This window comes from Acinetobacter sp. YH12144, assembly GCF_013418345.1.
In the GTDB taxonomy this organism is placed as follows: domain Bacteria; phylum Pseudomonadota; class Gammaproteobacteria; order Pseudomonadales; family Moraxellaceae; genus Acinetobacter; species Acinetobacter amyesii.
Genome location: NZ_VPCD01000004.1, coordinates 13,132 through 26,325, shown reverse-complemented (window position 1 = coordinate 26,325; position 13,194 = coordinate 13,132). Strand labels below are relative to the sequence as shown.

The 13,194-nt window shown below is 40.6% G+C and carries 11 protein-coding genes; 6 read left to right on the top strand and 5 right to left on the bottom strand.

What is annotated here, in order from left to right; translation table 11 throughout:
• Positions 1 to 19 precede the first annotated feature (19 nt).
• Positions 20 to 1,123 carry an efflux RND transporter periplasmic adaptor subunit gene (locus tag FTU79_RS03850; protein ID WP_180048959.1) on the bottom strand — a complete coding sequence of 368 codons (1,104 nt, stop codon included), beginning with the start codon at positions 1,121 to 1,123 and terminating at the stop codon, positions 20 to 22.
• A gap of 46 nt (positions 1,124 to 1,169) precedes the next feature.
• The gene (locus tag FTU79_RS03845) at positions 1,170 to 1,763 is read right to left on the bottom strand and encodes a hypothetical protein (protein ID WP_373683064.1); all 594 of its coding nucleotides are present in this window, start codon (positions 1,761 to 1,763) and stop codon (positions 1,170 to 1,172) included.
• A gap of 343 nt (positions 1,764 to 2,106) precedes the next feature.
• Between FTU79_RS03845 and pilG the strand changes: the two genes are divergently transcribed.
• The 6 genes from pilG (at position 2,107) to FTU79_RS03815 (ending at position 10,699) form a co-directional block, all read left to right on the top strand.
• Positions 2,107 to 2,490 carry a twitching motility response regulator PilG gene (gene pilG, locus FTU79_RS03840; RefSeq protein WP_078191060.1) on the top strand — a complete coding sequence of 128 codons (384 nt, stop codon included), beginning with the start codon at positions 2,107 to 2,109 and terminating at the stop codon, positions 2,488 to 2,490.
• Between the two features lie 29 nt (positions 2,491 to 2,519).
• The gene (locus FTU79_RS03835; RefSeq protein WP_078191059.1) at positions 2,520 to 2,888 is read left to right on the top strand and encodes a response regulator; all 369 of its coding nucleotides are present in this window, start codon (positions 2,520 to 2,522) and stop codon (positions 2,886 to 2,888) included.
• A 6-nt stretch (positions 2,889 to 2,894) separates the two neighbouring features.
• Positions 2,895 to 3,431 carry a chemotaxis protein CheW gene (locus FTU79_RS03830; RefSeq protein ID WP_078191058.1) on the top strand — a complete coding sequence of 179 codons (537 nt, stop codon included), beginning with the start codon at positions 2,895 to 2,897 and terminating at the stop codon, positions 3,429 to 3,431.
• A 44-nt stretch (positions 3,432 to 3,475) separates the two neighbouring features.
• Positions 3,476 to 5,551 carry a methyl-accepting chemotaxis protein gene (locus FTU79_RS03825; protein WP_078192256.1) on the top strand — a complete coding sequence of 692 codons (2,076 nt, stop codon included), beginning with the start codon at positions 3,476 to 3,478 and terminating at the stop codon, positions 5,549 to 5,551.
• A gap of 162 nt (positions 5,552 to 5,713) precedes the next feature.
• Entirely contained in the window at positions 5,714 to 10,228 is a 4,515-nt protein-coding gene (locus FTU79_RS03820) for an Hpt domain-containing protein (protein WP_180048958.1), read from the top strand.
• Positions 10,229 to 10,231: 3 nt separating this feature from the next.
• Positions 10,232 to 10,699, top strand: a complete 468-nt coding sequence (locus FTU79_RS03815; protein ID WP_180004987.1) for a hypothetical protein — start codon at positions 10,232 to 10,234, stop codon at positions 10,697 to 10,699.
• Positions 10,700 to 10,765: 66 nt separating this feature from the next.
• Here FTU79_RS03815 and dapE read toward each other — a convergent pair whose 3' ends face one another.
• The 3 genes from dapE to FTU79_RS03800 form a co-directional block, all read right to left on the bottom strand.
• Positions 10,766 to 11,899, bottom strand: a complete 1,134-nt coding sequence (gene dapE / locus FTU79_RS03810) for a succinyl-diaminopimelate desuccinylase (protein WP_180007531.1) — start codon at positions 11,897 to 11,899, stop codon at positions 10,766 to 10,768.
• Between the two features lie 121 nt (positions 11,900 to 12,020).
• Positions 12,021 to 12,170, bottom strand: a complete 150-nt coding sequence (locus FTU79_RS03805) for an entericidin A/B family lipoprotein (protein ID WP_078191053.1) — start codon at positions 12,168 to 12,170, stop codon at positions 12,021 to 12,023.
• A 154-nt stretch (positions 12,171 to 12,324) separates the two neighbouring features.
• Entirely contained in the window at positions 12,325 to 13,188 is an 864-nt protein-coding gene (locus FTU79_RS03800; protein WP_180048957.1) for a DUF1853 family protein, read from the bottom strand.
• Positions 13,189 to 13,194 lie beyond the last annotated feature (6 nt).

The window sequence follows — 13,194 nt, the reverse complement described above, 5'->3', positions numbered from 1 at the left end:
ACTGTCCTGCCTTATTCTTTTAATTTTGGCTGATACTTACATCTTGTTTGATATCTGAATCATTAAATTTAATTCGGCTGATCAGATCACTATTTTGTAAGCCCTGAACAATCGCGGTGTTATTGCTATAACTCTGATTCAAAATTTGTACAGGCACTTTGGCAATTTTATTTTGACGTATGACCCAGACATAAGGTTGGTCTTTTAGACTTTGAATGGAATCGAGTGGAATTTTTTGGCCTGAAATATTATCTGTACCTAAAATGTGACCTTCGACAAAAGCACCAATACTTAATGATGTAATGGTTTCATTTGGGGCTGCAAAAAAATCAATTTGGCGACTTGCTTGATCAGCAATCGGTGAAATCCGACTGATTTGTGCAGTGAGTAAATTGCTATTGCCTTGGATGTTATATTCAATTTTTTGTCCAATTTTCAGTACAGCTTGCTGATCACTTGGTAATTTGGCTTGAATTTCCAATTGGTCTGGATTGACGATTTCAAAAAGGGTTTGTCCCGCAGCAACCGTTTGTCCCGGTTCAACATCACGTTTGGTAATCACGCCTTGGATAGGGCTATAAATGGTGCCGTCTTGATTGGCTTTACGTGCAATATCGACATTGGCTTGTTGGGCGCGAACATTTTCCAGTTGAGCTTGGTAATCGACACGACTTTGTTCAAACTCTACTTTGGAAATAAAGCCTTGATTTAGCAAACGCTGTTTGCGCTCCATCATCAGTTTGGCTTGATTGGCTTGAGCTTGTGTGGATGCGAGGTTCGCTTGTGATTGAGCAAGACGTGCTGCGTTGTCTTGATTATTTAAATGCACCAACACTTGGCCTTTGCTGACACGTTGTCCGACCTCTGCATTAACATTGGTTGCAGTCGCAGTGACTTGGGCTTGAATACTGCTCTGATTGACTGCCCGAATGGTGCCTGTAAAGGCTGTTTTTGAAATGGCGTTGCCTTGTTCGATCGTCACCAGATCTTGTTGAATCAATTCAATCTTATTTTCTGGTTTTACACTTTGCTGCGGATCTTCTTTTTGACATGCAGCCAAAGTCAGGCTTATGCAAAGCAGGCTAAGCTTTAAAAAAGGGGATGATTGCTGTGCAGATTGCATAATGGTCCTTATATCAGCGGTCTACAAAAGCAATTGAATAACAAGTTTATTCCATCGCTTTTAAACGCGTAATAATTCTGTCGTATTCAGCTTCTGTATTTCGATAGCGAGTTTGTAACGATTGAATATATTCTTTTTTCGCTACCATATTTTTTTGATTATTATCCAACATTGTTTTTAATTTTGCCGGAACGGTTTCACCTTTTCGAAAATGTTCACGTTCTTGGCGAACAAATAATACACGATCATTTTGTAATTGTTTTAATTGTTCTTGTTCAAACACGATCTGTTTACGTATACCCGTCAGTGCATCACGCTTTTTAATGGCCGCAGTTCGGCTATTGGTATAGGCTTTTTTAAGTTTGATATCTGATGCTTGCTGACGTGCTTGAGCCGCACGCTGAGGAGCTTGTCTAACATCAGCTTCAGCATTGTAGGGGCGGTTACGTTTAATCACTTGCATATTTTGATCAAGTGCTTCATAACCATAGCGGATGTGATTTGGTGTCACATTGGTACTGATGTTTGCTATGCCTTTACTGTCATAGTAACGATACCAAGTCGCCTTTTGTGGTTGCTGCGTATTGGTTGGTGCAGCAAATAAAAGCGGGGTATAAGCCAGTAAACAAGTCGTCAGAATGACTTTTTTTGAGAAATGTTTAAGGCCAATCAAGTGAATTTTTTTTGTAAACGGACTCAACCTTGTACTCCCCAGTTTAAAGTTGACTAAATTACTTATTTTAAAGTAATAATCTTGCTATAATATGCTTAATTAAGACAATTAAATACTATTCCAAGTTAAAAAAAAATCGTTGGTCATCGGAAAGTGTGAAGCAGTTAATAAAAACAAGAAATCTTGTGTGTTTGCGCAGAAAATGTTCATTGAAAACGCAAGTAAAGATATGTTAAAAATGTTCACAACTTGTAAATAATAATGCTGCTAACTTAATTGTTTGTACATCCTCAATGGGTAGGGTCAATAAATGGACGATAAATTCCAAAATCTAAAAGTCATGGTAATTGATGATTCAAAAACCATTCGTCGTACGGCCGAAACGCTGCTTCAGCGTGAAGGATGTGAAGTCGTCACTGCTGTAGATGGTTTTGAAGCACTTTCAAAAATTGCAGATGCGAATCCAGATATCGTATTTGTCGATATTATGATGCCACGTCTTGATGGCTATCAAACTTGTGCCCTGATTAAAAACTCTCAAAATTATCAAAATATTCCTGTGATTATGCTTTCAAGTAAAGACGGTTTATTTGATCAGGCGAAGGGTCGTGTTGTGGGTTCGGATGAATACTTAACGAAGCCATTCAGTAAAGATGAATTGCTGAATGCAATCCGTAATCACGTTACAGCTTAATTAGATTTTTTATTTTTTGGGGAAAAAGCATGGCACGTATCCTAATCGTTGATGATTCACCAACAGAAACATTCCGTTTTAAAGAAATTTTAGGTAAACACGGATTTGAAGTGATTGAAGCTTCAAATGGGGCAGATGGGGTGACAATGGCTCAAGCTGAGTTACCAGACTTGGTCTTAATGGATGTGGTAATGCCGGGTGTGAATGGTTTCCAAGCAACACGTCAAATTGCACGTGGTGCGACCACCAAGCATATCCCGATTGTCATTGTAAGTACCAAAGATCAGGCAACTGACCGTGTTTGGGGTAAACGCCAAGGTGCTTCTGATTATCTAACTAAACCTGTAGACGAAAAACAATTAATTGATGTGATTAAGCAACACCTCAATGCAGGATAAAGCTCTATGGCAGCAAATGGATTTATCGAATTACTTCGAATCGCAAAACGAGGAAACAAAAACTACGTTTCCACTGAAAATGAAGTAAACCGATGGTCAGGCATTGCTTTTGAGATGATGGGGCAATATTACGTTGCTCCTTTAGGTGAAGTAGCTGAAGTGATCTACCCACCAAAATATACGCCAGTTCCCAACACCCAACCTTGGGTGATGGGACTAGCCAATATTCGGGGACGCTTACTTTCTTTGTCTGACCTAGCACAATATATAACCGGTCATCGAAGTAGTTTTTCACCCACTCAAAAAGTTTTATGTATTAGTCATAATGACCATTATGTCGGTTTGGTAGTCGATCAAGTTTTGGGTATTCAACACTTTAATAAGAAAAGTTATTTTTCTAAACATAATGAGTTGGATCGAAATTTACAGGAATATTGTCAGGGGTATTTCCACCAGCATAACCAGCAGTGGAATGTATTTCTCTTCAGTCGTTTACTGCAAAATCCCAAATACATGAACGCATCTATAAAATTTATAAATTAATTGTCGCGCACGAACGAAAGAAGGCGTAATCGGGGAGAAGCTGAATGGGCTTTAAACTTAAAAAGAAAAATACGGGTGAAAGCACTAGTGGTCGTAAAGGCGGTAATGCTTTTCTGGCAAAACTGCAATCACAGACAGATCAATTATCTCGAGTTTTTGGTGATAGTGAAAAATCCAAACCATTTATTTATGGTGCGATTGGTTCATTAGTACTGGCAACGATCATTTTATTATACCTATTCTATAGCGTTCCTCGCGGTAACCAATTAACGCAAAGTTTGGGTGAACTCCGTCTTCTTTCGCAAACAATTTCGCGTCAAGCAACTGAGGCAACTGCTTCAGGTACTGAAGATGCAATGAAAAAATTAATTGCTTCTCAAGATTCGTTCAAAGAAAACTTAGAAACTGTAAAAGATATTCATGCAAATACCGATGCGCTGAAATCTGTAGATACGCAGTGGGCTGAAGTTTCAAAAAGTATTGACTTGATTACTTCGCAACAAAAAATCATTAACAAGTTATATGACACGAACATCGCGATTGGTGAAACCATTCCGGGGATTCAGGCTGAATATAACTTGATGGTCGACCAAATGGCACGTCAAGACATGCCTTCGAACCAGGTGGTGATTGCGAAAAACCAAGTATTCATTGCAGAACGTATTTTACGTTCGATCAGTTCGGTGCTTTCAGGTTCTGATAGCTCACGTGAGTCTGCAGATGACTTCAGTGCCGATACTGAAACCTTCGGTTTGTACTTAAATGCCCAATTGGATGGTAGTACAGAGCTTGGTGTACAACGTATTGAAAGCCCTGAATTACGTGAGTCACTTGAAGGCATTAAAGCTGAATATGACGATGTATTAAAATCAGCGGCTGCGACAATTTTGAAAAACTCAACGCAAATTGTGAACGTACGTAAAGCATCTTCACAAATTTTTGCTGAGTCAGACAAATTGTTGGACAACTTAAATCAATTGTCTTCTAGCACAGGCTTGAAAACCATTTTACCTGCGGTACTGTTGATTCTTGCTTTAACGGCCTTCTTGATCTGTGTGTTCAAACTTCTTTCTTTACGTGGTCAATCGGATAAATTCCGTGTAACCCGTCTTCAAGAAGAATATGACCGTAACCAGAACGCGATTTTACGTTTACTCGATGAAATTGCCGATCTTGCAGACGGTGACTTACGTTCGTATGCGACGGTATCTGAAGACTTTACTGGTGCGATTGCCGACTCGATTAACTTCGCAATCGACCAATTACGTGACCTTGTATCGCGTATTACAGAAACTTCTCAAGAAGTTGCACAATATACGGCGAATACGCAGGGTATTACCAACCAGCTTGCAGAAGCATCTGAGCATCAGGCGCAAGAGATTGCTGGTGCATCTGCCGCGATTAACGAAATGGCAATGTCGATTGACCAAGTATCTTCGAACGCTGAAGAATCAGCTGTCGTAGCAGAACGTTCAGTACAAATTGCTGCAAACGGCGCAGATGTTGTAAACCGTTCAATTGAAGGTATGGACACGATTCGTGAGCAGATTCAAGAAACTTCAAAACGTATTAAACGTTTGGGTGAGTCTTCTCAAGAGATTGGTAACATTGTCGCACTGATTAACGATATTGCCGACCAAACGAACATCTTGGCATTAAACGCAGCAATTCAGGCGTCGATGGCGGGTGAGGCAGGTCGTGGTTTCGCCGTGGTAGCGGATGAGGTACAGCGTCTTGCGGAACGTTCAGCGTCTGCAACCAAACAGATTGAAGGCTTGGTAAAAACCATTCAAACGGATACTAACGAAGCCGTAATTTCAATGGAACAAACGACTTCGGAAGTTGTACGTGGTGCGAACTTGTCTAAGGATGCCGGCGTAGCACTGGATGAAATTCAGTCTGTATCGGGTAACTTGGCGAAACTGATTGCAAACATTTCGGATGCTGCAAAACTTCAGTCTGCTTCTGCAGGTCATATTGCGACAACGATGAACGTTGTACAAGAAATTACCTCGCAAACCACCAGTGCAACATTTGATACTGCACGTTCGGTATCTGAATTGGCGAACATGGCTGAATCATTACGTGAATCTGTATCTGACTTTAAACTCCCAGAGTAAGTCAGGCGCAAACCTGCAGTACCTTAGCTACGGTTAGGGTACTGCACCGATTACAGATAACACATCGATAAGGTGAACTTAACGTCACAGTTAAGTCTTAGGTGATGGTTACAATTAAGTTTGAGCAACCTTCTTGGTGGCAAAACATAAGAAGCCTTAGCTATGAAAGAAATATTAAAAAATTTAGTTGAAACAACTACGCTTCCTGAAGATAGTTATCTTGATCAAGATGCAGAAATTTTAGAGATTTTTGTTGAAGAAATAGAAGAAATCTTTGAAGAACTAGCGGGTTTATTTACAACTTGGTTGGAAAATCCACAAGATAAAGACACTTTAACGACGATTCGTCGTCATTTCCATACCCTGAAAGGTTCGGGTCGTATGGTCGGGGCAAAATCGGCGGGTGAATCTGCATGGGCAGTTGAAGATACGCTGAACCGTGTTATTGCGGGTTCGGTACAGTTAACGCCGACCGTTCAAAAGTTTGCACAAACAGTTTTAAATGTTTATCAATATAAGCTCTATCCACGGTTTAAAAATGTTGCCGAATTGGATGTTGACTTACGTCCATTGGTTTTAATGGGGCAACAATTACAACAAAATATCAGCCTTGAGCCTGCACTCGAAGAATTATTAAAACTGGCAGATCAATTAAAATCTGAAGATGATGTCACTGGTTTAGAACTGACTGATGTTGAAGCTACGTCACCTGTAGAAGTGCTTGAAAGCACGATTGATGTGGTCGTTGAATCAGAACCTGTTCTTGAGCAATTGGATGCAGATGCGTCACTGGTCGAAGAGACAGTGAGTATTTTTATTGAAGAAGCTGAAGAGCATCTACAAACGATTGATCAGTTCCTCCAATCTGATGATAGTAAATCACAAGACTATAATGGCTTGATTCGCGCGCTACACACCTTACGTGGTAGTTCGTCGATGGCACAAATCGAAGAGATTTTTGAAGCCAGTTCAAAAGTTGAAAATTTATTCAAAACCTTATTGCAAGACGAAATCGTATCGAGCTCGAAAGAAACTGCTTTATTGATTCAATATGCTGAATTTGTTCGTGATTATTTACACGTGCTGCGTTCAGGAGATAAGGCAAATCTTGCATCTATTTATGAAACCTTCAAAGCCGCTTGGGATGATTATGGTTTTGCTAGCCAAGATCAATTGGCGCCTGAAGATAATCCACAAGGTTTGGTTTCTAAACTAATCGAATTAAATATTGATCAGTTATTGGATGCTGAATTTGAGTTTGATAAACGTGCCCTTGCTGAATTCCCAGACTATATTCAACAGCTCAGTCAACAAGCTTTAGAGTTGATTGAACATACGGATAATCGTGCGTCTGTTGGTATCCATGATTTCACAACTCAACTGCGTGCAGCATATCAGTCTTTAGTTGAAAAGCGTGAATTACTCCATGCTGATTATGGATATGAGTTATTTGCGCAAGCACATCAAGAGTTCATTCACTTATTTGACACTTTAGCTGCGGGTCAGCGTGTAGTGTTAAGTGAAGAGGTTCAGCGTTTCTTAAATGAGCTGACTGCATTTGTTCAACAAGACATTGAAGCAGTTGCAGCGACGACTACACCAGAAGCTCATGTAGTTGCTGAACCTGTTGCCACAGTAGAAGATAAAGCCGCTGTTGCAAATACAACAGCAGTAGACTTTGCACAATTAAGTCAGCGTATTCAACTTGATCATCAACAGATGCAAGCGGCTGATGCGAATAATGACTTTGATGAAGATCTTTTAGGGATCTTTATTGAAGAGGCAGAAGAATTATTGGTGGGGATTGACCAAGACCTCAGTACTTGGACACGTGATCAGACCAATACTTCAGCTTTGAATAATTTAATGCGCTATTTGCATACCCTAAAAGGTGGTGCAAATATGATTGCCGCGTCTCATGTGGGTTTAATTTCGCATGAATTAGAGTCGATTTATGAGCGCATTATTCGTCAGCAAATTTCGATTACGCCTGCGTTAATTCAAATTATTCGTTTAGTGCAGGATGATATTTCAGATCGTATTCAAACCATTCGTGACCAAGGGATCGACTACCCAGCGAATAATGTGATCGATATTCTCAAGAATATTCAGTCAATTGTGGCAGGAGAGCGTTCAGAAGCTGTTGCATTGGCTTCGGCCCCTATTTCTGCTGAAACTGAACAAACAGCAGTAGAACCAGATGTATCGGTGTCAGAGCCGATGGATGTTGCTGAAGACACTGCAGAAGCAGTGGTTGAAGCTCAAACGACTGCTCACACTGAGTCTGCTGTTGAACATCTTGAACATGCGGTTGCTGAACATGTTGAGCATCCAGATGACGATCTACGTTCTGTCATGGAAGAAACCTTCCTTGAAGAGTCTGAGGAAATTCTTGAACAAGCCGTTCAATTATTAAATCAATGGACTGAACAACGTAGTGACCGTAACGTATTGCTTCAATTACAACGTGCTGCCCACAGTATTAAGGGTGGTGCGCGTATGGTTGAAAATGAACCTGTTGCCGCAATTGCGTATCAACTTGAGACGACGTTTGAGCATTTCGCGGTTCATCATTTCAACTCAAATGCATATGACGGCTTACTCAAAACGACGTTGGCATGGTTAAAAGAAGCGATCTTCAACCACGACTATAGTAATTTTGATAGCATCAAATTGAGCCTAGAATCCATTCAGTATGTGGATGTTACGGTTCAATTGCCAAACCGTGTTGCAGAATTAGAACAAGGTATTGTCAGTAAAGGCTTTGAATTTATTCAAGGTGATGGTGTTGAACCTCCATCTATGTTGGGTGAATGGTCTGAAGCTAATTCTTCTGATAACAGTAATGAGATGATTCGTATCTCGGCTGATCTCGTCGAGAAGATGATTGACTTATCAGGCGAAAACTCGATTAACCGTTCACGTATTGAGATGGACTTAGGTCAGCTAGGCAATACCTTGAATGAAATGGAGTTAGCAATTAAGCGACTTGCTGACCAGTTACGTCGAATGGATGGTGAGCTTGAGTCACAAATTATTGCCAAACATGGTTCTGAAAATTCACGCTATGCGGATTTCGACCCATTGGAGATGGACCAATATTCATCGATTAACCAATTGTCAAAATCTCTAGCCGAATCTGCGTCGGATTTGGTTGACTTCAAGAGTACTTTGGCAGAAAAAATCCGTGATGCGGAAGGTTTGCTATTACAACAATCACGTATTCAGTCAGAAATTCAAGAAAGTCTGATGCGTACCCGTTTGGTGCCATTTGATCGTTTGTTACCACGTTTACAACGTATTGTGCGTCAAACCTCTTCGACCTTGAACCGTCCTGCAGAATTGATTGTTCAAAATACAGAAGGTGAATTGGACCGTACGATCTTAGAGCGTTTGGTGACACCATTTGAACATATGCTGCGTAATGCGGTCGACCATGGTTTAGAAGATACTGCTGACCGTTTGGCTTTAAAAAAGCCAGAAGTAGGTAGCATCGTCTTGAACATTAGTCGTCAGGGTACTGATGTACTGGTGTCTTTCAGTGATGATGGTAAAGGGATTGATGAAACCAAAATTAAAGACAAAGCCTTAAAACTTGGTTTAATCAAAGCGGATCAGTTCCTCGATAAACAAGAAATCTTGCAATTGATCTTCCATCCAGGTTTCTCAACGGCACAATCGGTAACGCAAATTTCGGGTCGTGGTGTTGGTCTGGATGTGGTGCAAAGTGAAATTAAAGCCTTGGGTGGTCATGTTTCCGTTGAGTCTGAGTTAGGTAAAGGGACGACCTTTACGATTCGTGTACCAACGACGGTAGCGGTCAGCGATGCCTTGATGGTGAAAGCGGGCGATCAGCAATATGCGATTTCATTAGCGCAAATTGAACGTATTGTCCGTATTGCACCTACGGCACTCGAAACTTACTTCAATAGTAAGGATGACGTGTTTAAAATTGACAACACCAATTACAAACTACGTTATCTATCAGAGTTTGTGGGTAATCAGCCAATTCCACGTTTAAATAATGTTGGCCATTCATTGCCTGTATTGCTAATAAAAGGCAACAGTGGTCAAACCATTGCTTTATTGGTAGATCAGCTGGTGGGTTCACGTTCTCAAATCGTGGTGAAACCAATTGGTCAACAATTTACCAGTGTGGCCGCGATTGCAGGTGCCACGATTCTAGGTGATGGTCATGTATGTTTGATTTTGGATGGGCAAAATATTGCACGTCAAATTCAAACTACGCAGCGTGTTAAACATTCAGCTGAACAGCGTGATTTGGGCCGTCAATCCAATGCACGTCGTTTAGTGATGATTGTCGATGACTCGGTGACAGTACGTAAGGTGACTTCACGCTTACTTGAACGTCAAGGTTATGACATCGTGACCGCGAAAGATGGTGTAGATGCAATTGAGCAGCTTGAAAATGTCCGTCCAGACTTGATGCTACTCGATATTGAAATGCCACGTATGGATGGTTTCGAAGTGACAAACTTAGTCCGTCACCATGACATTCACCGTGACTTGCCAATCATTATGATTACATCGCGTACTGGTGAAAAACATCGTGAGCGTGCATTTAGCTTAGGTGTGACTCACTATATGGGTAAACCATTCCAAGAAGCTGAATTGCTTGCCAATATTGAAGCTTTAATTGCAGAAAAGCAGGGGTAATCTATGAGCCAAAATACTGTTTCTCAGGTTGTCAGCGATAAAATTGATCAGCAGGAACTGCAACATCTCATTACGGTTTCTACCGGTTTTATCGATGCTTATATCATTGATTGTCATGGTAAAGAGCCAATGTTGTTACCACAAAATATTGTTCTTTCAGCGCTCGATAGTGCAACCAATGTTCCTTTTGTTGAATGGCATGAATTGAAATTGCCTGTTTTCTCAGTCAATGATCCTGCAAAAAATCAGGGTGTGGCTTTGGTCATTGAAGGGGATGATGTTGGACAGCGTTTTGCACTGATGTGTAATGAGATGCCGAAAACCATTCGTTTGCGTATTTCTGAAGTGGTTGATGAAGAAAAAGCCGTGAAAGACGCCAATATTTTCCAATATGTACGCATGGCCGATCAGGTATTTCATATTCCAAATTTAGCCAATATTCAAAACAGCATTGGGCTTCAAGCGGCTTAATATTTGCAAAAACGAGATATAAAAAAGGAACTCAATGGAGTTCCTTTTTTATATTGCAGAGAATACTTAAGCCAACAGGTTTTCTAAAATCTTTTCGTAAATTTCAGAAAGTGGCTCCAACTCTTCCACATTGACGTGTTCATTGATTTGGTGAATCGTGGCATTCAAAACACCCAATTCAAGCACCTGTGCACCTGTAGGCGCAATGAATCGACCATCAGAAGTACCACCACTGGTCGAAAGTTCAGTTTCTGTCCCAGTAACATCTCGAATGGCATCACGTGCGGCATTCACTAACTCACCGACTGGGGTTAGGAATGGAAGACCAGATAACGTCCAAGAGATGTCATATTCAACACCATGACGATCTAAAATTTCCAAGGTACGTGCTTTGAGTTCATCTGCCGTTACTTCTGTTGAATAACGGAAATTAAACAGTAAATTCATCGTGCCCGGAACAACGTTGGTTGCACCTGTGCCGGCATTAATATTGGAAATTTGGAACGACGTTGCAGGGAAGTATTCGTTACCATTGTCCCACACGGTATCGCAAAGCTCAGCCAATGCTTTTGAAGCTGTATGGATTGGGTTGATTGCTAGATGTGGGTAAGCAACGTGACCTTGTTTACCTTTAACTGTTAAATTGGCATTTAGCGAACCACGACGACCATTTTTAACAATATCGCCAAGTGTGTTGGTGCTTGAAGGTTCACCCACCAAACACCAAGTCATTTTTTCATTACGCGCTTCTAAAGTTTCAACAACTTTGACTGTCCCATTGATCGAAGGACCTTCTTCGTCAGAGGTAATGAGAAATGCAATAGAACCTTTATGGTTTGGATGTTTCGCAACAAAACGTTCGGAAGCAACAACCATAGCTGCCAACGCGGTTTTCATATCTGCGCTGCCACGACCATATAGTTTTCCGTCGCGAATTTCAGGAAGAAATGGGTCAGAACCCCATGCATCCAAGTTACCCGTAGGTACTACATCCGTATGACCTGCAAAGCAAAATACTGGTGCTTCAGTCCCTTTACGTGCCCAAAGATTATCTACATCATCAAAACGCATATTTTCAATGTTAAAGCCAATTTTGGCTAAACGATCCGCCATAATGTTCTGGCAGGTATGGTCAATCGGTGTCACCGACGGTTGGCGAAGTAGTTCTAGGCTGAGATCAAGAGTTGCTGTTGAGGTCATGCTAAATACAGAAGTCAAAAATGTCGCAATATAATAGGCGAATCAACAAGCGAAGGGAAATTTAGACGTAAAAAACCCTATTAAAAAAATAGGGCTCTTTTATAAATTCTTGGGAAAGAAATTAATTGCGGCGAATTTCTTCCGAAGTTTTCTCAGCAGTATTGGTTACAGCATCTCCAGCTTTAGATACGTCTTTACCAACACCTTTTACTGTATTACAACCTGTCAGTACGAAAGCAACCATAAGTGATGCAGCTAAAATTTTTTTCATTGAATGTAATCTCCATTATGAAAGAATAATTTTTAGAAGACTAAATTATTCTGTTGTGAGATTTAGATTAAAAAATAGCCGTATCAAACAGTAGGTGGTTTTTACGGTGGTTGAGTAAATAAATGTAAATTTCTACTAAATGGTGCATTGAGTCTTAAATTGTTTGCGGCAAAACCAAGCGTGGCTGTCTATACATATAATAGCTTTCATCACTGTCTTTTTTATATAAACCATCTGTCCACCAATGTGCGGTTGCACTCGTCGGTTGCTGCTGCACGCAGATCCATTCATGTCGTTGTAGGCGATAATAGCCTTGACTCGTAGATGGAATGACATGTCCCCATTGACCTATTCTACGCGCAGGATTGACCCAGTTTGGCAATGCGTTGGTACGCTGAATAGGTAAATATAATTGGCCCTTTAAAACGCAATAGCGCTGTTGAATCTGCTGCCCAAGTGCTTCATCAAATTGGAATTGTTTTTGGGTAAAATGATTAAGCTTACGAGCCAAAGTATCACTACGATTTAAGCCATACCAATAGGGTAATTGAAAATCGCGCTCGGCTAGATAATATTTTAAAGCCACTTCCCAATGTTCAACTTTACCACTTTCGGTATTTTTTAAAACAAAATCCAGTTCACCAACTGTACGAGGGCCGTCAATTTTTTGAATGCTATGTCCGAGTAACTGGTATGGATGGTATGGGTGATCGAGCAGCCAAAACCATATAAACATTTCGAAACGTAAACCAAGGCGAGTACTTTTTAATTTTTGTAAAAATTCTACTAATTCACTTGGGTGTTGTTCGAGTTGTTTTAAACGGGGAAGATAGGCTTCAAAATATTTATGCCAAAGCTCGTTTGGATGAAAATGAAAGGGATAGCGGATTTCGAGTTCATTGGGAATTTGCTGCAGAATATTTGGGCTAGCAATACAGAAAGCCAATTGGCGAACTAAGGGCTGTTTAAATTGCAACCATGGCTCAAAATAAGACGACATTGTCGGGGCTACAGCCATATTGAA